Raw genomic sequence first — 18,110 nt, forward strand, 5'->3', positions numbered from 1 at the left:
TGCCAGCTTGGCCGGATCCCGTCTACTTCTGATCAAGAAGCGAGCGGCAGGTCGTCCGCGAGCCGGAACGCCCCGCCCTCGCGCTGGACGTACCCCTCATGGCTGAGGGTACGCAGCAGGTGGTAGACGGTCGGCAGCGGAATCCCGGTGATCCGCGAGAGCCGCTTGGCCGTCGCGCCGCCCTCCGCGTGCATCGCCTCCACGAGGCGCAGCGCCCGCTGGACGGAACCGATCAGGGTGGGTGCGCTGTCCTTGTGGGTGTGGTCGGTGCCCATGGTGAGTCCCCCTGCTCCGTTACGAGGCTGGCAAACCCATCAAAGTCGCTCACCGGCAACAAAACCAGCTGACTCGCGTAAACCTGAGCATAAGATCAACCACCGCCCGCCCCCGGCACGGGCCTTCGGGGGTTGTCAGTGGGGCGCCGTACCGTTGCCGGTATGGGTAACTCGGGTGGGTCTTTGGTCGTACGGTCCTCGGCGCACCGGCTGTCGGGCCTGATGGAAGCCGCGGGTTTCACGGGGGTCGAGGTTTCGGCGCCGGCGGTGGAAGGCTGGCGGTCCGCGGTGTTCGAGGAGGCGGACCGGCGGGGTGTGGCGCGGCTCGCCCGGCTCGTGGAAGCGCCGGTGGTGGCCGTGGAGTTCCTCGACAGTGACGTCGGCTTCGTCGAGGCCACCGCGCCGGAGGGGCACCGCTGGCGGGCGCTGCTCGACCGCGCCAAGGCCGTGGACCACGGGATACCGGTGCACGAGTTCCCCGTGGTCCCGGCGGTGTGCGCAGCCCTGGCCTGGTCCGCGGCGGCCGGGCTGACCCCCGACGAGGCGGCGGTGCGCCGCGCCCTGACGGAGTCGGCCGTCTTCACCGAGCACCTCGCGCAGGACCTGTTCGCCGGCCTGGGCCTACCCCGGGGGCATGCCCGGGTCCACTAGTTCGCCGGCTGGTCGGGCCGCGGCCGGGGCGGCCGGTCCGCGCACCGTACCCGGGCGCCGCGCGGCGGCGGTGTCGCGGGCACTGCGGCGGACTCGGGTCCTTCCCGGGCCTCCCCACCGCCCCCTCGCCCGTGTCACGCTGCCCGTCATGGAGCGGATCATCGAGGAGATACGCGGGGACCTGGGCCGCCGGATCGCCGTGGCGGCGGACCGGCTCGCCGACCGGGCGCTGGCCGAGGAACCCGCGTACGCCGCGCCGCTCGGGCGGGCAGAGCTGCGCGAGCGGGCCCACCGCACCCTGGAGCAGGCCGTGGCGGACCTGGTCCGCGCCGCCCGGGGCCTGCCGCCGGACCCGGCCGGAGCCCGCGCGGCCGGCGCCGAGGGGGCCGACGCGGCGGCGCGGGGGCTGCCGCTGGACGCCCTGCTGCGCGGATACCGGCAGGCCGGGCGGCTGCTGTGGCAGACGCTGACCGAAGCGGTCGCCGCGCACGACCGGGCTTCGCTGCCGCGGCTGCTGCCGGGCGCGGCGGCGCTGTGGGAGGTGCTGGACCGGATGTCGGACGCCGCCTCAGAGGCGTACCGGCACGCCGGCGCCGCGCACGACGAGCGCGACCGGGAGCGCCGGGCGGCCCTGCTGGACGTGTTGCTGGACGGCACGGCAACCGCCGCCGGGGCCGCGGACGCCGCCGTCCGGCTGGGGCTCCCGGAGCGGGGCCGGTTCGCCGTGGTCGCGTTCGGGCCCGGCGGGGCGCCCGCCGGGCCCCTGGCGGCTGCGGGCGGCGCCCCGCGCGTGTGGTGGCGGGTGCGCGCCGACGGCGAGAGCGGGCTGGTGGAGCTGGGCCACCATCCGCTGGAGTCCGTACGCGAGCTGCTCGCGCCGCCCGGTGTCCGGGCCGGGGTCAGCCCGGTGGTGGAGTCCCCCGCCGAACTGGCCGGCGCCCGCAGGCTGGCCGCGCTCGCGCTGCGCACCGCGCCGGCGACGGGCGGCCCGGGCGCCGCCCTGGTGGACGAGCGGCTTCCGGCAGCGCTGGTCGCGGGAGACGCGCAACTCGCGGGCCGGCTGCGCCGCGTGGTGCTGGGCCCGGTGCTGGCACTGCCCCCGGAAGACCGCCGGGTACTGCTGGCGACCCTGGGGACCTGGCTGGCCTGCCAGGGTTCGACCACGTACGCCGCGCAGCGCCTGTACTGCCACCGCAACACCGTCTCGAACCGGCTGCGCCGGCTGGAACGGCTCACCGGCCGGTCGCTCTCCGATCCGGCGCAGGTGGTGGAACTGGCACTGGCGCACGCGGCGGTGCTCCAGCACGCCGCCGACTGAGCTACCGCTCCGGCGGCCCGGCCTTGTCCGGTTCCGCGGCCTTCGCCGACTCCAGCAGGTACGGCACGTCGATCACCGCGACGCCCGGGGTGAACAACAGCCTCGCCTTGAGCCGGAGCGCGATCTGGTTGTGCAGGGGCTGCTCCCACCAGCGGCCCACCACGTATTCGGGGATCACGACCGACAGCACGTCCGCGCCGTCGGCGGCCGCCAGCTCCTGGATGTGGGCCATCACCGGACCGACCACCTCGCGGTACGGCGAGTGCAGCACCTTGAGCCCGATCCCGGGAGCGTGGTCCGCCCACGCCTGCCGCAGCCGCCGCATGTCGTCCTCGTCGGCGGCCACGGACACCGCCGTCAGGGTGTCGGGGTGCAGGGCCTGCGCGTAGCCGAGTGCCTTGAGCGTCGGGGCGTGCACGGAGGAGACCAGGACCAGCACGTGGTGGCGGGCGGGCTTGCGGGGCTGCGCCCCGGCCGGGACGGCGACCTGCGCCGTGACGGCGTCGTAGTGCCGCCGGACGCCCTTCATGCCCAGGAACAGCACGGGCATGGCGATGCAGACCAGCCAGGCGCCGTGGGTGAACTTGGTGACGAGGACGATGACCAGGACCAGGGCGGTGAGCGTGGCGCCGATGGCGTTGATGGCGAGCCGGCGGTGGATGTGGATCCGTTCCTCCTGGGCGGTGCCCGGCGACACCAGCTCGCGCCTCCAGTGCCGGACCATGCCGGCCTGGGAGAGGGTGAAGGAGACGAACACGCCGATGATGTACAGCTGGATGAGGCGGGTCAGTTCGGCGTCGAAGGCGACGATCAGGGCGATCGCGGCGAGCGCGAGCAGCACGATGCCGTTCGAGTAGACGAGCCGGTCACCCCGGTTGTAGAGCTGGCGCGGCGCGTACCGGTCCCGGGCGAGGATGGAGGCGAGCATCGGGAAGCCGTTGAAGGCGGTGTTCGCGGCGAGGACGAGTACCCCGGCGGTGACGGCCTGGAGCAGGTAGAAGAGGACGTGCCAGTCCCCGAAGGTGGCGCGGCCGATCTGGGCCAGCGCGGTGGACATGGGTGTGCCCGCGGGCAGGCCCAGCTCGGTGGGGTCGGCGGCGACGTGCACCTCGTACACCATGGCGAGGACGGTGATGCCCATGAACATCGTCACCGCCAGGGCGCCCATCGCGGCCAGTGTGGTGGCGGCGTTGCGGCTCTTGGGCTTGCGGAAGGCGGGTACGCCGTTGCTGATGGCCTCGACACCGGTCAGTGCGGTACACCCGGAGGCGAACGCGCGCATCGCGAGCAGCACGAGGGCGAACCCGGCGTACGTCCCCTCGGCGGTGATCGGGAGGGTGGCGGACTCGGCCCGGATGGTGTCGCCGGTCGCGATCCGGAACGCGGCGACCGCAAACATGAGGTAGATCACGAGGACGAAGCCGTACGTCGGGACGGCGAAGACCCGCCCGGACTCCCTTAGGCCGCGCAGGTTCATCAGCGTGAGCAGCACGACGAAGGCGACCGAGAGGGCCACTTGGTGGTCGCTGAGCGAGGGGATGGCCGAGGTGATGGCGGCGACGCCGGAGACGACCGACACGGCGACGGTCAGCACGTAGTCGACCAGCAGCGCGCTGGCGGCGGTCAGCGCGGCGGTCTGGCCGAGGTTCGCCGAGCTGACGACGTACGCGCCTCCGCCGCCGGGGTAGGCGTGGCAGGTCTGGCGGTACGAGGCGACGACCACCACCAGCAGGAAGACGATGGCGGCGGCCGCGTACCAGGCGAGGTGGAGCAGGGCGACGCCACCGAGGGCCAGGGTCAGCAGGATCTCCTCGGTGGCGTAGGCCACGGAGGAGAGCGGGTCGCTGCAGAAGATCGGCAGGGCGAGCCGCTTGGGCAGCAGCGTCTCGCCCAGCCGTGCGGTGTCGAGCGGCTCACCGACCAGCACGCGTTTCGCATTGATACGCCTCATTCAGGCATGATCATCCATTTTCGCGGCATTCCGTCCGCCATCGGCGCTGTGTCCCCGATCCGGCGCGCGGTCCAGTTCCTCCGCCCGGTGCGCCAGCCACAGGTCGTAGCGGGCGCTCGGCGAGCGGAGCAGGGAACGCTCCATCAGTTCCTCGACCCGGGTGAGGCGTTTGCGGGTGCCGGGCAGCGAGAGGCCGAGGTCCGCGGCCGCCGGGGCGAGCCGCGCGTCGTGCCGCAGCCAGGCGCGGACGGTCTCCCGCGCACCGGCGGGGGCGCCGGGCCCGGTCAGCGGGCCGAGATGCGCCCGGGACCAGGCCACCAGGTCGGGGTGGCGCAGGACGCCGTCCAGATCGGTGGCGCCCACGGCGGCGGCCAGGCCGGGCGGGCGGCCGCCGGCCGGGATCAGGCGCAGGGCCAGCGAGAGGGCCGCCTGGTCGGCCAAGCGGGCCAGGTCCAGGCCGAGCACGGCCTCGACCAGGCGGATCCGGGTGGCCAGGGTGTTCCGGTGGATCTTCAGGAGCCGGGTGGCGTACGAGGCGAAGTCCAGCCAGGCGTGGGCGGTGGCGCGCAGTTCCCGGGGCCCCGGGTCCTGCGGCCGCCGGGGCTCGTACCCGTGCAGGGGCGCGAGCAGGGCCTCGGCCCAGTCGGCCGCCGCGTCGCGGGCGGCCAGTTCCAGTTCGGGGCCGGGGCCGAAGCGGGCGTGCCGCCCGGCGCGGCCCCGCGCTACGGCCAGGGCGTGGAAGGCCTGGCCGTAGGCGGTGGGCAGCTGCCGCAGGTGGGCCTCGGCGCTCACCCCGACCACACAGTCCCCGGCCAGTTCCACGAGTGCCGCGGCGAGGTGGTCGCTCCCGCCCGGGCCCGCCGCGGGATCCGCGGGGACCAGCACGATGAGGTGGCGTACGTACACGGGGCAGTGGACGGTCCAGGCCCGTCCGCCGGTGAGCTGCTCGCACACCGCGGCCACGGCGGGCCGCGCCCCGGGCCGGCACTCGATGACGTACAGCCGTACCGGCTCGGGCAGGGCGGGGTCCAAGGTCGACGCGACCTGCCGGGCGGTGGAGATCCGGCCGTTCATCAACAGGTGCAGCACGGCTTCGCGGGCCCGCGACTCGGCGAGCCGGGCCCGCTCCTCGCGCAGCCGGGCTTCCTCGGCGGCCAGCACCAGGGCCAGCGGGACGGCGGCGTCCGCGAGCAGGGCGGCCGCGGCGGGGTGGTGCGGCAGGTCCAGTACGGCGGCCAGCGCGTGCCGCTCGTCCAGCGCGAACAGCAGTGCGGCCGAGCCGTCGCCGTGCAGCACCGCCGAACGGGCGCCCCGGGCGGCCATCTCGGCCGCGGCCCGACCGGCGAGTGCCGGTGCTCCGGCCCGCTGCGGCCGGTCGACTCCCGTGATGTCCGTCACCCCGGTCCAGCCGCCCAGCCGGGTGGCCAGCCACCGCAACAGCGCGGCGGAGCCACCGGTGTGGGCGAGCCGGTGCACCGTGCGGATGTCGTCGGACCGGGAGGGGTCGGGGGGCGCCGGGGTGGCGGAATGTGACGAGATGGGAGGTCCCTTCGGTGCGGCCGTCGCGCCGCCGCATTCAACCAGCCGCCGCACACTGTGCGCTGTGACACCCGTCTCGCCCGCTCACTGTGCGGGGCGCATCCGGCGGACCGGTTGCCCGGCGCCTAGGGTGGCACCCGAGCGGTCGGGCCCCGGCGCCGACGGGGGCAACGGGGGAGGTGCCGGGGCCGGTCCGCTCGCGTCCCGGCCGTCCGCCGCCGCGCCGTTCACATCTTGGCCGCCGCGCTGCGGATGGCCTCGCGGATGCGGAAGTAGGTGCCGCAGCGGCAGATGTTGGCGATGGCGTCGATGTCCTCGTCCGTGGGGCTGGCGGTCCGCTTGAGCAGGGCGACCGCGGCCATGATCTGACCGGGCTGGCAGAAGCCGCACTGGGAGACGTCCTGTTCGAGCCAGGCTTCCTGCACCGGGTGGAGCCTGTCCCCGTCGGCCAGCCCCTCGATGGTGGTGACCGCCTTCCCGGCGCAGGCGGAGACGGGCACCACGCAGGGGCGGACGTCCACGCCGTCGAGGTGGCTGGTGCAGGCCTTGCAGACGTCCACGCCGCAGCCGTACTTGGGCCCGCGCACGCCCAGCAGGTCGCGCAGCACCCAGAGCAGGGGCAGATCGTCGGGAGCGTCGACGGTGACGCTCCGCCCGTTGACGGTGAAGGTGTGCGAGGGCACGGCGGGACTCCTGAACTGGCGCGGCGGACCGTTACTGACGCGGGTAGGGGGTGAAGTCGACGTCGAAGGAGAGCGGGAAGGAACGCGGCTTGGAACCGGTGGCGCGGGCCCACGCGTTGGCGATCGCGCCCACGGCGGCCGGAACGCCGAGCTCGCCGGCGCCACCCGGCTCGGTACCGGTCGCCGGGAGCACGAAGACCCGTACGTCACGCGGGGTGTCCCGCTGCTGCGCCCAGTGGAACTGGCTGTAACTGCCCTCCAGGGGAAGGCCGCTTTCGAGGTGCAGACCGGCGCGCAGGGTGGTGGAGATGGCGTCGGTGAGGCCGCCGATCAGCTGGGCCTCCACACCGCGCGGATTCACGGGCAGGCCGACGTCGGCCACGATGACCGCCTTGGTGACCCGGACGCGGCGCGGGTCCCGGGTGTCGATCTCGACCAGGCAGGCGGTGCGGGACTTGTACTCCTCGTGGAAGGCGATGCCCTGCGCGCACCCGGCCGGCACGGGGCGTCCCCATTCGCCCTCCTGCGCCGCCTTGTCCAGGACCGCCCGCTGGGCGTCGGTCTTCAGGAAGGCGCGCCGGAACCGGTAGGGGTCCTCGCCGGTGCGGGCGGCGAGTTCGTCGACGACGATCTCCTCGGCGCCCCGGGTGTTGGCGGAGTACACCGAACGCCAGGAGCCGGTGGGGACCCCGGTGGGGACCTCGGTGAGCGCCTGGGTGGTGAGTCCGAAGTGGTACGGGGACTTGACCGTCGTCAGGAAGAGCGTCTGGGCGAGGGTGGCGTTGCCCAGGCCCGACGGCAGGCTGGCCGCGGTGGCCGTGATGATCTCGCCGAGTCCGTGCCGGAAGTCGGTCTCGGCGGCGGCGACGCGGTGCTCGAAGCTCAGCACCTCGCCGAGGGCGTAAGTGGCGCGGATCCGGTGGTGGGTGGCGGGGCGCATCCGCCCGTGGCGGGTGTCGTCGACGCGGGTCCACATCAGCCGTACGGGGCGGCGGCAGGCCTTGGACACCCGGGCCGCCTCCAGGGCGGCGTCGAAGAACAGCCGCCGTCCGAAGGAGCCGCCGGCCTGGACGACGTGCACGGTGACCTTGTCCGGGGGCAAGCCGAGGTCCGCGGCAATGGTCTGGCGGGCCACGATCGGGGACTTCAGCCCGGACCAGATCTCGGCGCGGTCCTCGCGCACGTCGGCCACGGCGCAGTTGGTCTCCATCGGCGCGTGGCTGACGAAGGCGAAGTCGAACTCGGCGTCCACGTACGGGGTGAGCAGCGGCGGCAGCGGGGGCGCCGGGTTGACCGCGCGCAGCTTCGCCCGGACCTGGGCGTCCGAGAGCTGGTCGGCCGGACCGGGACCCCAGGTGACCTGGAGGGCGGACTTGGCGTCGAGGGCCTGGCCGAAGGTCTCCGCGACGACGGCGACCCCGGTCGGGACCGTCACCACGTCCAGGACGCCGGGCATGGCCCGGACGGCGGCGCGGTTGGCGACACCGCGGACGCTGCCGCCGAGGGTGGGCGGGCGGCGTACGACGCACGGCTTGGCGCCGGGTACGTCGAGGTCGAGGGTGTACTGCTGGGCGCCGGTGACCATGGCGCGGGCGTCGATCCGCCCGGCGGGCTGCCCGACGAGGGTGTGCCGGGCCGACGGCTTCGGGGTGGCGCCGAGTACCGGCAGGGCGGGGTCGGCGGCGGCCGCGGCGAGGCTTCCGTAGTCGGCGGTGCGCCCGTCGGGGGCCCGCACGACGCCGTTCGCGGTGGTCAGGGCGGAGGGGGCGAGCCGCCAGCGGGCGGCGGCGGCAGCGACCAGCCGGGCCCGGGCGGTGGCGGCGGTCTGCCGGACCGGCCCGTAGAGGGAGCGGATGGAGTTGGACGAACCGGTGAGCTGGTTGAACAGCAGCTCGGGCCGGGCGTCGTCGAGTTCGACGCGTACGGCGGCCAGCGGGGCGTCGAGTTCCTCGGCGACGAGGACGGCGACCGCGGTGGTCAGGCCCTGGCCGACCTCCTCGCGCGGCAGCCGGAAGCGCACGGTCCCGTCCGTTTCGACGGTGAGGGCGAGCATGGCCGAAGTGGGGGCGCCGGCCAGGATGAACAGATCGCCGAGGTCGACCAGGTCGGCGATGGCGGGCAGCGTCGGTATCGCGGCGGCGGCGGACTGCGGGGCGAGGGCGTCGGCTCCGGCCCGGGTGACGAGGGCGAGGGTCGGCGCGGCGACGAGGTGGGTGAGGAAGGAGCGTCGGCTCCGGTCCGCGGTGGGGCTCTGCCCGGTCATGTCGTCGTGTCCCCACCCTGCGCGGATCCAGCCGAGTGGACTCCACCGATTCGCTACCGGCAGGTAGCGTAGCGATCACCGGGTCGAGTGGGAAGTGGTCGCGCGGAGCGGGGTCCTTCGTTCGAGCGGTCCCGCAGCCGGGTGATGACCGGCAGTCGGAGGCCCTCGGGGCGCCCCGGGAGCACGCGCCGTTCGTGCGTACGCTCGACTCCCCCCGTCCGGACAGCGGTTTTCCGGCCGCAGGTGGACGATGGGAGGTGCAGGAGCCGGACACGACCGTGACAGCGAGGAGGTGTGGGGCGATGGCCATGTTCATGGACGTCCACACCGGTATGAAGGGCATCACCGCCGAGCAGCTGATGGAGGCCCACCGGGCCGACCAGGCGATCGAGTCACAGGAAGGCGTGCACTTCAAGCAGGCCTGGGCCGACCCGGACTCGGGCACGGTGTACTGCCTGTCCGAGGCCCCGACCGCCGAGGCGGTGCAGCGCATCCACGAGCGGACCGGGCACCCGGCGCAGGAGATCCACCCCGTGCCGCTGGAGGCGTAGGCCCCGGCGGACGGTGACCGGAAACATTCGTACACACGGAGGAGGCCCCGAAGGCCCACGGCATATGCCTTGAGCAACCACGTTGCGGATGTTGCCAAACGCCTTACAGGCCGTCCCGGCCTGTGCAACAGTCGTAATCGGTCCTTCCTTCATGGCCGTGCCGCGCCTGTATCGGAGTTCTCATGCCGTCCCACCTGTTCGCGGACCGTCCCGCGCAGCCGCCCGAGCCGGGGTCGGTGGACGCACTGATTTCGCAGACCCGGCGCCTGCGGGGCGAAGTGGACGCCGTGCGCCGCGACACCGTCGTGGACGACGACGACGCCCAAGGGCGCTGGCAGCGGGCGCTGTGCGACCTGGCGGTCCACCACCTCGACGACCTGGGCCAGCACCTCGGCCAGCTCAAGGAGGGCCTGCCGCCCGCGCCCGAGCAGCCCTTCGAGCTGCCGGGGGCGGCACCCGAGACCACGGTCGAGGACCGGCCGACCCGGGTCGGCAGCGCCGAGTGGAACCTGCTGACGGACGAGGTGAACTGGTCCGAGGAACTCTTCCAGATCTTCGGCCGGTCCCCCGAGGCCGGCGCGCTCCCCCTGGACGAGCTGGGTTCGACCCTGTTCTCCGAGGACCAGCCGCTGCTCACCGCGATGGTCACCGACTGCCTGGTGGACGGCAAGCCCATAGACGGCGAGTTCCGCATCGTCCGGGCCGACGGGCGGGTCCGGACACTGCACATGAGGGGCGAGCCGGTGCTCGACTCCGACGGCTGCACGGCGTCCATGTGGGCCGTGCTGCGGGACGTGAGCGAGCTGCGCCGGAGCCAGCGCGCGGTGCGCGAGTCCCGTGACTCGCTCCAGCGGCGCCGGGAGATCGCGCAGACCGAGCACCGGCTGGCGGTCGAACTGCAGGAAGCCGTGCTGCCCCCGTGGCGCGGCTCCCTGCGGTTCCCGCACGACAGCACCGGCGCCCTGGACGTGGCGGCGCACTACATGCCCTCCGCCACCAGCGCACTGATCGGCGGGGACTGGTACGACGCGCTCGAACTGACCGACGGGCGCTCGCTGCTGACCGTCGGCGACCTGACGGGCCACGGCGTGACCGCCACCTCCGGGATGGCGATGATGCTCGGCGCCCTGCGCGGGATGGCCATGGCCGGCATCGAGCCCGGCCCGTTGATGGGCTGGCTCAACCAGCTCCTGGAGACCTCCGTCCAGCCGGCCCTCGGTTCCGCCGTGTGCTGCCGTTACGATCCCGCCGTTCGCGTGCTTTCCTGGGCCCAGGCCGGCCACCCCGCGCCGCTGCTGTTCCGCGGCGGCCAGGGCCGATCGCTCCAGCCGCCCGAGGGCGTGCTGCTGGGGGCGACCTCCGGCGCGGTGTACGGCCAGGCCGAGGAACTGCTGGAACCGGGCGACGTGGTGGTCCTGCACACGGACGGACTGACCCCGCGCAGCATCGAGTTCAGCCGGGCGGACGGGACCGAGCGGCTGCTCGCGCTCGCGCCCCGGTTCTCCGCGGCGCGCTCGGCGCAGGACTGCGTACGGATCGTGCTGGAGGAGTTCGGGGACAACGAGCGCGAGGACGACGCCTGCGTGCTCGTGGCCCGGATCGGCCTCTGACCGCGCCGCACCGTCGACGGACGGGGACCGGGCTTTTCCCTGGGCCGCGCCAGCGGGCGCGGCCTTTCTCATGTCCGTACCAGTGGGCACGTGCGGGTGCCGTGGGTTCTCAGACGGTGCTCGCCACCGCCGGGGTGTCGGGCAGGGCCAGCTTGATCTCCTCGCGCAGGTCCTCGATGTGCGCGTAGCCGGAGTACTGGCCGGTGAGCCGGTACATCTCGCGCAGCCGGTCCCAGGTCCGGTGCGAGGACGTCTCGTTCATCGACACCAGGGCGAGCCGGGCGTACCGGTCGGCCTGTTCCGGGTCGTCGGCGATGAAGCAGGCCGAGGCCATGGAGATGTAGTCGAAGATCTGCGACCGCTGGTGCCCCTGGGCGCGCAGCCGCAGCGCCTCCTTGGCGTGGCGCTGGGCGACCGGAGCGGCCGTGGGGTCGTGGTCGGCCAGCGTCCGGAACGCCAGCGCCTGCATTCCGTGCAGGTCCGCCTCGTCGAAGTGCTGCATCCACGAGGGCGGCGGTACGTCGCCCTTGTCGGAGACGAACAGGTCCTCCGCCTCGCCCAGGGTGCGGCGCATGGCCTGGCCCTTGCCCATGGCGGCCTGCGCCCAGGCCTCGATGGTCTGGAGCATGGCGCGGGTGCGCGGCAGGGTCTCCTCGCCGGAGCCGGACTTCGCCAGCTTCATCAGGTCCAGTGCCTCGTTTGGCTTGCCCAGGTGCACCATCTGGCGGGCCGCCCGGGACAGCGCCTCGCCGGCCCTCGGCCGGTCGCCGCCCTCGCGGGCGGCGTGCGCGGCGATGACGAAGTACTTCTGTGCGGTGGGTTCGAGTCCCACGTCGTGGGACATCCAGCCGGCGAGCACCGCCAGGTTCGCGGCCACTCCCCACAGCCGGCGCTGGAGGTGGTCGGGGTGGTGGTAGGCCAGCATCCCGCCCACCTCGTTGAGCTGTCCCACGACGGCCTTGCGCTGGAGTCCGCCGCCCCTGGAGGCGTCCCAGGCGCGGAAGACCTCGACGGAGCGCTCCAGGGCGTCGATCTCCTGCGAGCCGATCGGGGCCGCCTCGTAGCGGTCGTAGCCGGCGGGGTCGGCCTGGTGGGCGCCGTCGCCGAAGCGGTGCGCGTCCTTGGCGGTGGCGGGATCGGTGTGCAGCCAGTCGTACATGGCGTTGCTGAGGGCTGAGCCGGCGGTGAGCGCGGCTCCCGCGCCCATCAGACCGCGACGGTTGAGCATGAGGTCCATTCCCGTGAATTCGGTGAGGACCGCGGCTGTGCGTTCGGGCGCCCAGGGCACTCCGTCGGGGTTCTCCTGCGCCCCGTCCGGCTGCCGCTTCGCGGTGCGCCGCTGCCGTACGAACCCGAGGTCCTCGATGGTCACGACACGACCGAGCCGCTCGGTGAACAGTGCTGCCAGTACCGTGGGCACCGGCTCGCGCGGGGTTTCCCCCATGTCGATCCAGCGCCGCACCCGCGAGGTGTCGGTGGCCAGCTGGTGGTGGCCCATGGCGGCCGCCTGCCGGTTGACCATCCTCGCCAGTTCGCCCTTGGACCAGCCGGCCAGGCCGAACAGGTCGTTCAGACGGGTGTTTGGACCTTTGCTCACGTCAAGCCCCCAGGTTCTCGGCTGAGTTGACAGTAGCCCGCCGTCAGGTGCCCAGCGACTATTCGCCAGGGTTCGCCAGGGTGCGCCAGATGGTGTGCCACCCGCAGCGGGGTGTCAGGTAGGAATGCGCCTCCCCGACCCGGCCCCCGGCGGAACTCCCCAGGGTGAAGTACGGGATCCGGCGGGGCGGCGTACGCAACTCGTCGGCGCACGAAGGGAACCGTAAACGCCATGTACGCAGCAACGTCCTCCGTGTCCGCCCCGGTCCGGCCGCACCGCACGCTCCAGGCGGGCGGCGGCCCCTACCTCGAACCCGGCCGGCCGGCCGCCCCGGCGCAGGCCGCCGTACGGGCCCGGCGGATGCCGGGAACCGGGGCCCAGCCGCTCAGCGGAAGAATCGACCTGTCCGGGCCGCAGGGCGCCCAACTGCGCACGGCCCTCGCCTCGGTGCAGCGGATCTGTCCCGAGTTCGCGCCCGTCCAGGTGCTGCGGCGCAGCGGCCGGTCGGTCCTCCTGGTGGGGACGACAGGACGGATGACCGCCGTCGCGAAGGTATTACTGGACCACTCGCCCGAGTGGCGCGAGCGGTACCGGCACGAAATAGCGGCATACCGGGCGTTCGTCCGGAACCGTCCGCCGGTACGGGTGCCCCGGCTCATCGCCGCCGACCCGGAGAACTGCGTCCTGGTCGTGGAGCGGATGGCGGGCCGGGTGGCGGCCCTGCAGCGGCACCCGGTGGAGGCCCCGCCGCGGGCCGACGTACGGGCGGCGCTGGGGGCGGTGTGCCGGGTGAACCAGTGGCGGCCGTCGGCCGAGCTGTTCGGGCACCCGCTGGACTACACCCGGCGGATCGCCCGCGACCACCAGCTCGGTATGCTGACCGACCGGGACTTCGGCGACCTGCAGAAGCTGCTGCACGGCCTCAAACTGGCCGGAGCCACATGGCAGTTCAACCACGGTGACGCGCTGCTGTCGAACCTGCTGCTCTCGCCGGCCGGGCCGGTGCTGCTCGACTGGGAGCACGCGGGCTGGTACCTGCCGGGCTACGACCTGGCCACGCTGTGGACGGTCCTGGGCGACGCGCCGGCGGCGCGCGGCCAGATCAGCCGGCTGGCCCAGCAGCAGGGACCCGCGGTCAGGGACGCGTTCCTGGTGAACCTGATGCTGATCCTGACCCGGGAGATCCGGATGTCCGAGACGGCGGTGCAGCGCTCGATGCTGGCGACCGCCCCGACGCAGCCGCTGCCCGCGGGCGCCCTGTCCTCGGGCGAGGAACAGCGCCTGCTGCTGCGCCGGCTGCACGACGACTGCGGGATGGCCCGCAGGGCCGTCCGAGCGGTGGTCGGCACCCGCTGACCCGTCCGCTCCCCGTACGCGAGGTCCCGTGGCTCCCACCGCCGCGGGGCCTCGCTCTCGTGCGGACCGGGGCGGCGGTGTCGGATGCCTTGACATCACATGATCCTCCGAACACGTTGCTGACGCAGCATCAGACGTGCTGAAGCCGACACCCCGCCCACTGCCCCGGAGCCCGCCCATGCCCGCACCGTCCGATCACGCCCGCGCTCCCCTTACCGCCCGCCGGACGGTGCTCGCCGGTACCGGAGCCGGGGTGCTCGCCGCCACCGTGCTGCCGGCCGCCGCCCGGGCCGCGGCCGGCGCCGTCCCGGCCGGGGCACCGCTCGGCGAGTACGACGTCGTCGTGGTCGGGTCGGGGGCGTCCGGGATGACCGCCGCGCTCACCGCCGCCAAGCGCGGGCTGAGCGTGCTGATGGTCGAGAAGGCCCCCACCTTCGGCGGCTCGGCGGCCCGTTCCGGCGCCGGTATCTGGCTGCCGAACAACTCGGTCGTCCTGGGAGCCGGTGTGCCGGACACCCCGGAGAAGGCCGCGGCGTACCTGGCGGCGGTGGTCGGTCCCGACGTACCGGCCGACCGACAGCGGGCATTCCTGGCGAACGGGCCCCGGATGCTGGACTTCGTCATGGCCAACAGCCCGTTGAAGTTCCGCTTCATGGACGGCTACAGCGACTACTACCCGAACCTGCCCGGCGGTCTGCCGAACGGACGCTCCGTCGAGCCCGACCAGATCGACGGGAACGTGCTCGGGGCCGAACTGGTCCGTCTCAACCCGGCGTACATGCCGGTGCCCGCCGGGATGGTGGTGTTCAGCCAGGACTACAAGTGGCTGAACCTGGCGGCGGTCAGCGCGAAGGGGCTGGCGGTGTCCACCGAGTGCCTGGAGCGCGGCGCGAAGGCGGCGCTGCGCGGGGAGCGGCCGCTGACGATGGGCCAGGCCCTGGCGGCCGGGCTGCGCGCGGGGCTGCTGCGGGCGGGGGTGCCGGTGTGGCTGAACAGCCCGCTGGTCGACCTGGTCCAGGAGGACGGGGCGGTCACCGGGGTGGTGGTGGAGAAGGAGGGCGTACGGGGTGTGGTGCGGGCCCGCAAGGGCGTGATCGTGGGCTCCGGCGGCTTCGAGCACAACGCGTCGATGCGGGCCCAGTACCAGCAGCAGCCGATCGGCACGCAGTGGTCGGTGGGTGCGAAGGAGAACACGGGCGACGGCATCCGGGCGGGCCAGCGAGTCGGGGCGGCGCTCGCGCTGATGGAAGACGCCTGGTGGGGGCCGTCGATCCCGCTGCCCGGCGAGCCGTACTTCTGCCTGGCCGAGCGGACCCTCCCGGGCGGGCTGATGGTGAACGCGAACGGCGGCCGGTTCGTCAACGAGGCGGCTCCGTACAGCGACGTGGTCCACGTGATGTACGAGAAGGACCGGGGTGCCGCCGGCTCCCACATACCGGCCTGGCTGATCGTGGACCAGAACTACCGCGACAAGTACCTCTTCAAGGACATCCTCCCTACGCTGCCCTTCCCGGACGCGTGGTACGGGGCCGGAGCCGCGAAGAAGGCCTGGACGTGGGACGCGCTCGCCGGGCAGATCGGGGTACCTGCGGCGGCGCTGAGGGCGACGCTGGGCCGTTTCAACGCGCAGGCGTGGAGCGGGACCGACCCGGATTTCCACCGCGGCGACACGGCGTACGACCACTACTACACGGACCCGAACGTCCAGCCGAACTCGTGCCTGGCGCCGGTGTGGGCGCCGCCGTTCTACGCCTTCAAGATCGTGCCGGGGGACCTGGGGACGAAAGGCGGCATCGTCACGGACGCACGGGCGCGGGCGCTGCGGGCGGACGGCTCGGTGATCCGTGGCCTGTGGGCGGCGGGCAACGCCAGTGCTGCGGTGATGGGCCACAGCTACGCGGGGGCCGGGTCGACGATCGGCCCCGCGATGACGTTCGGCTACGTGGCGGCGAACGACATCGCGGACGCGTAGGACGGCCGGGCGCTGCGCCGCGGTCCCTAGCCCTGCTGGAAGAGCTCGGCGGGGAGGGGCTTCAGCAGGGCGTAGAGGTCGTCGGTGATCGGACGGTCCCAGCTGGCGATGGTGACCAGCACGTTGTCGCTGCGGTCGAACTGGACGCAGGAGATGCGGGACTCCGAGAGCTTCACCTTCCGCACGATGAGGAGGTTGTCGCCCTGCATGACGGGGCAGTCCTCCACCCCGGTGACCTCGACCTCCTCGTCGTTCTCCAGGGCGTCGAGGAGCTGGGCCACCTCGAAGGGGACCTGCTTGTCGGCGAGCTCCCGGGCCGGTGAGCCCTCGGGGAGGTTGCCGATGATCATCGCGGGGCCGCGGCCGCCGAAGAGGTCGTAGCGGAGGAAGACACCCTGGCAGCTGCCGTCGGGAGCGGGGAGCAGCCCGGCCCCGAGGTTGCCCGGCCAGTCCCCCGGGTCCATGGCCAGGACGTCGAAGTCCGGGCCGGCGGGTGTGGCGGCGCGGTGGCGGCGGAGGAAGGACATGCCGCCATGGTACGTGGCCGGGCGGCTTTTCCGGCCCCGGGTCCCGCTTCCGCCACGGGCCGTACCGGTGGCGGGGCCCGGCCCGGGCGGGGGTCGGCTCCCAGGGGCTGTCCCGTGATCCCGGGCGGCCGCACGGCGTCGGCCACCGGCACCTCGCCGGCTGTCGGAACGCCCGGACAAGCCCGGTATGAGGACGCCCCACCGCCTTGCGGTGCACCGCATCCGACGCCGTGCGCCGACCCACCGGGGACCACGGGGACATCGCTTGGACCGGCGGGACCAGCGTGAAGTAGTGGTCGAGAAGGGCGGTGTCGCCGGTGACCGGCCACGCGGGGGCGGGCAGCCGCTGCCGGAGGAACAGCGTCAGGTCCGAGGCCGTCCCGGCGGCTTCGACGTCCACCGGGCCGGTGGCACCGGGCTCCAGGAGCGCCCCGCCCCCGGTGAAGGTGACCGTCCAGGACCCGGCGGCGTCGGTCAGCCGGAAGCGGTACCGCTCACCGGCGCCCGGCGGGGCGGCCTTCCGGGCGCGCCGGGCCGGGGCCGTCACCTCGAAGGTGTGGGGCACGGCATCGGCCGCGATCCGGGGGTCGACGGGCGCTGGGACACCCATAACGGCCTCCGCGTCCCAGCGGTGCAGCGCGAGCTCGATCAGCTGCATCCGCTGGCGGAAGCCGCTGGTCCGTTCGGCCGACCAGGTCCACACCGGCACGCCCGGTCCGAGCGTGCGCAACAGTCCCTCCAGCGCCCCGGTGCCCTCGGCGAACCAGTCGACCAGCGCCCCCGGTGCCGGATCGAGGGTGGGCGTCCCGTCCGGCATCGGCCACGTGGCGAGCGCCGCCGGGTCCGCCGGCAGCCCGTAGAGGGACGGGTCGGTGGGGTCGGGGGCCTCGGTGAGCCGCTCCCGGAGGATGTGGGCGAGGTAGCGGTGCACGGAGCCCAGGTGGCCGACGAGGTCGGACACCGGCCAGCCCGGACACGAGGGGACCAGGGGCGGCCGGCCACCGGGGCCGAGCGCCCGTCGGGCCGCCTTCTCGAACGCCTGTGCCTGCGCGTGGAACAGGTTGAGCCGATCTCGTCCACGGGGCCACTGTGCCCCGGCCGGCGGTGCATCCGGCCGCTTCGGGCGCCGGCCGAACGCCGTCGGCGCCACCACGGGAGCGGGGCGTCCGGACGGTCGCGTCCCACGGCTACGAGCGGGGTCGGCGAGGGGCGACGGCGGAACTCGGCGTCGAGGACGCGCAGTACGCGTACCGGGCGGCAGCCGGGGTAGAGGTCGGCCGGTTCGTCGTGGCCCGCGGCGCCGCCGTCGAGCGCGCAGCCGCGGCGGGCCGGGAAGGCCGCGGCCACCGGGAGGAGCCGGCCACCGGGACGGTTGCGCGGCATCGCCCTTTCGGCGGCAGTCGGTCGTCATCGCGGCCATGACGGCAGAACGGTCCCCCGCCGGGCGCCGGACGGCGGCTCCGCGCCCGGTGCCCGGCGGCGGGCCGCGGGCGTCAGGTCAGGTCGAATTCCCCGCCGCGGGCGTCGAGGACGAACTTGCGCCACTCGTCGGGCGCGAAGATCAGCGAGGGGCTGTCCGGCCGCTCGCTGTTGCGCATCGCGATGAACCCTTCCACGAAGGCGATCTGGACGTCCCCCGCTCCCCGGCTGCTGGACCGCCAGTGCGCCCCGCTGAGATCCAGATCCGGCTTGCCCCAACCGGCGGCGGGTTGCGAAGTCATGCTCTCGGCCACGTGCGTGCTCCTCCCGGTACGTCGTCCGAGGGCCAGGTTAACCACGCGGGCGGGTACCGCACAGGCCCCGTCGTCCCGGCCCCG

The 18,110-nt window shown here is 73.8% G+C and carries 14 protein-coding genes and 1 pseudogene; 6 read left to right on the forward strand and 9 right to left on the reverse strand.

What is annotated here, in order from left to right:
- Positions 1-32: 32 nt before the first annotated feature.
- Entirely contained in the window at positions 33-275 is a 243-nt protein-coding gene (locus ACWGH1_RS00985; protein WP_453354225.1) for a helix-turn-helix domain-containing protein, read from the reverse strand.
- A gap of 162 nt (positions 276-437) precedes the next feature.
- Between ACWGH1_RS00985 and ACWGH1_RS00990 the strand changes: the two genes are divergently transcribed.
- Together ACWGH1_RS00990 and ACWGH1_RS00995 are read left to right on the forward strand one after the other, a co-directional pair.
- The gene (locus tag ACWGH1_RS00990) at positions 438-926 is read left to right on the forward strand and encodes a hypothetical protein (RefSeq protein ID WP_453354224.1); all 489 of its coding nucleotides are present in this window, start codon (positions 438-440) and stop codon (positions 924-926) included.
- Positions 927-1,074: 148 nt separating this feature from the next.
- Entirely contained in the window at positions 1,075-2,244 is a 1,170-nt protein-coding gene (locus tag ACWGH1_RS00995; RefSeq protein ID WP_453408307.1) for a helix-turn-helix domain-containing protein, read from the forward strand.
- A gap of 1 nt (position 2,245) precedes the next feature.
- On the opposite strand, the gene ACWGH1_RS01000 is transcribed toward ACWGH1_RS00995, so the two are convergent.
- The 4 genes from ACWGH1_RS01000 to ACWGH1_RS01015 all read right to left on the reverse strand — a co-directional run bounded on the left by ACWGH1_RS01000 (position 2,246) and on the right by ACWGH1_RS01015 (position 8,680).
- Entirely contained in the window at positions 2,246-4,195 is a 1,950-nt protein-coding gene (locus ACWGH1_RS01000; RefSeq protein WP_453352622.1) for an APC family permease, read from the reverse strand.
- Positions 4,196-5,671 carry a helix-turn-helix domain-containing protein gene (locus ACWGH1_RS01005; RefSeq protein WP_453352623.1) on the reverse strand — a complete coding sequence of 492 codons (1,476 nt, stop codon included), beginning with the start codon at positions 5,669-5,671 and terminating at the stop codon, positions 4,196-4,198. It abuts the gene before it with no gap.
- Between the two features lie 290 nt (positions 5,672-5,961).
- Positions 5,962-6,417 (reverse strand): (2Fe-2S)-binding protein, encoded by a 456-nt coding sequence (locus ACWGH1_RS01010; RefSeq protein ID WP_453352624.1) that lies wholly within the window; start codon positions 6,415-6,417, stop codon positions 5,962-5,964.
- A 31-nt stretch (positions 6,418-6,448) separates the two neighbouring features.
- On the reverse strand, positions 6,449-8,680 hold the full coding sequence (locus ACWGH1_RS01015; protein WP_453352625.1) for a molybdopterin cofactor-binding domain-containing protein: 2,232 nt from the start codon (positions 8,678-8,680) through the stop codon (positions 6,449-6,451).
- A 302-nt stretch (positions 8,681-8,982) separates the two neighbouring features.
- On the opposite strand from ACWGH1_RS01015, the gene ACWGH1_RS01020 reads away from it, so the two are divergent.
- Together ACWGH1_RS01020 and ACWGH1_RS01025 are read left to right on the forward strand one after the other, a co-directional pair.
- Positions 8,983-9,231, forward strand: coding sequence for an SCO4226 family nickel-binding protein (locus ACWGH1_RS01020; RefSeq protein ID WP_453352626.1), 249 nt, complete (start codon positions 8,983-8,985; stop codon positions 9,229-9,231).
- Between the two features lie 182 nt (positions 9,232-9,413).
- Positions 9,414-10,841 (forward strand): PP2C family protein-serine/threonine phosphatase, encoded by a 1,428-nt coding sequence (locus ACWGH1_RS01025; protein WP_453352627.1) that lies wholly within the window; start codon positions 9,414-9,416, stop codon positions 10,839-10,841.
- A gap of 109 nt (positions 10,842-10,950) precedes the next feature.
- On the opposite strand, the gene ACWGH1_RS01030 is transcribed toward ACWGH1_RS01025, so the two are convergent.
- Positions 10,951-12,438, reverse strand: a complete 1,488-nt coding sequence (locus tag ACWGH1_RS01030) for a DNA-binding protein NsdB (protein WP_453352628.1) — start codon at positions 12,436-12,438, stop codon at positions 10,951-10,953.
- Positions 12,439-12,669: 231 nt separating this feature from the next.
- Here ACWGH1_RS01030 and ACWGH1_RS01035 point away from each other — a divergent pair, with 231 nt between their 5' ends.
- Together ACWGH1_RS01035 and kstD are read left to right on the forward strand one after the other, a co-directional pair.
- Positions 12,670-13,794 (forward strand): aminoglycoside phosphotransferase family protein, encoded by a 1,125-nt coding sequence (locus ACWGH1_RS01035; RefSeq protein ID WP_453352629.1) that lies wholly within the window; start codon positions 12,670-12,672, stop codon positions 13,792-13,794.
- A 178-nt stretch (positions 13,795-13,972) separates the two neighbouring features.
- The gene (gene kstD, locus ACWGH1_RS01040; protein WP_453352630.1) at positions 13,973-15,766 is read left to right on the forward strand and encodes a 3-oxosteroid 1-dehydrogenase; all 1,794 of its coding nucleotides are present in this window, start codon (positions 13,973-13,975) and stop codon (positions 15,764-15,766) included.
- Positions 15,767-15,792: 26 nt separating this feature from the next.
- Here the strand turns inward: kstD and ACWGH1_RS01045 are convergent, their stop codons facing one another.
- The 3 genes and pseudogenes from ACWGH1_RS01045 to ACWGH1_RS01055 form a co-directional block, all read right to left on the reverse strand.
- Positions 15,793-16,293 (reverse strand): hypothetical protein, encoded by a 501-nt coding sequence (locus ACWGH1_RS01045; protein ID WP_453352631.1) that lies wholly within the window; start codon positions 16,291-16,293, stop codon positions 15,793-15,795.
- 679 nt (positions 16,294-16,972) lie between these two features.
- Positions 16,973-17,713, reverse strand: a pseudogene (locus ACWGH1_RS01050) (maleylpyruvate isomerase N-terminal domain-containing protein); the annotation flags it as partial.
- A 73-nt stretch (positions 17,714-17,786) separates the two neighbouring features.
- Complete coding sequence (locus tag ACWGH1_RS01055; RefSeq protein ID WP_453357564.1) at positions 17,787-18,014, reverse strand: DUF397 domain-containing protein; 228 nt, start codon at positions 18,012-18,014, stop codon at positions 17,787-17,789.
- Positions 18,015-18,110: the final 96 nt, after the last annotated feature.

This window comes from Streptomyces sp. NPDC054883 (assembly GCF_053610645.1).

What these genes read in the sequence shown, in the direction of transcription:
- ACWGH1_RS01025 (WP_453352627.1), top strand. Translation starts at nt 9,414, where the DNA reads ATGCCGTCCCACCTGTTCGCGGACCGTCCCGCGCAGCCGCCCGAGCCG.
- kstD (WP_453352630.1), top strand. Translation starts at nt 13,973, where the DNA reads ATGCCCGCACCGTCCGATCACGCCCGCGCTCCCCTTACCGCCCGCCGG.
- ACWGH1_RS01000 (WP_453352622.1), bottom strand. Translation starts at nt 4,195, where the DNA reads ATGAGGCGTATCAATGCGAAACGCGTGCTGGTCGGTGAGCCGCTCGAC.
- ACWGH1_RS01015 (WP_453352625.1), bottom strand. Translation starts at nt 8,680, where the DNA reads ATGACCGGGCAGAGCCCCACCGCGGACCGGAGCCGACGCTCCTTCCTC.
- ACWGH1_RS00995 (WP_453408307.1), top strand. Translation starts at nt 1,075, where the DNA reads ATGGAGCGGATCATCGAGGAGATACGCGGGGACCTGGGCCGCCGGATC.
- ACWGH1_RS00985 (WP_453354225.1), bottom strand. Translation starts at nt 275, where the DNA reads ATGGGCACCGACCACACCCACAAGGACAGCGCACCCACCCTGATCGGT.
- ACWGH1_RS00990 (WP_453354224.1), top strand. Translation starts at nt 438, where the DNA reads ATGGGTAACTCGGGTGGGTCTTTGGTCGTACGGTCCTCGGCGCACCGG.
- ACWGH1_RS01035 (WP_453352629.1), top strand. Translation starts at nt 12,670, where the DNA reads ATGTACGCAGCAACGTCCTCCGTGTCCGCCCCGGTCCGGCCGCACCGC.
- ACWGH1_RS01045 (WP_453352631.1), bottom strand. Translation starts at nt 16,293, where the DNA reads ATGTCCTTCCTCCGCCGCCACCGCGCCGCCACACCCGCCGGCCCGGAC.
- ACWGH1_RS01055 (WP_453357564.1), bottom strand. Translation starts at nt 18,014, where the DNA reads ATGACTTCGCAACCCGCCGCCGGTTGGGGCAAGCCGGATCTGGATCTC.
- ACWGH1_RS01020 (WP_453352626.1), top strand. Translation starts at nt 8,983, where the DNA reads ATGGCCATGTTCATGGACGTCCACACCGGTATGAAGGGCATCACCGCC.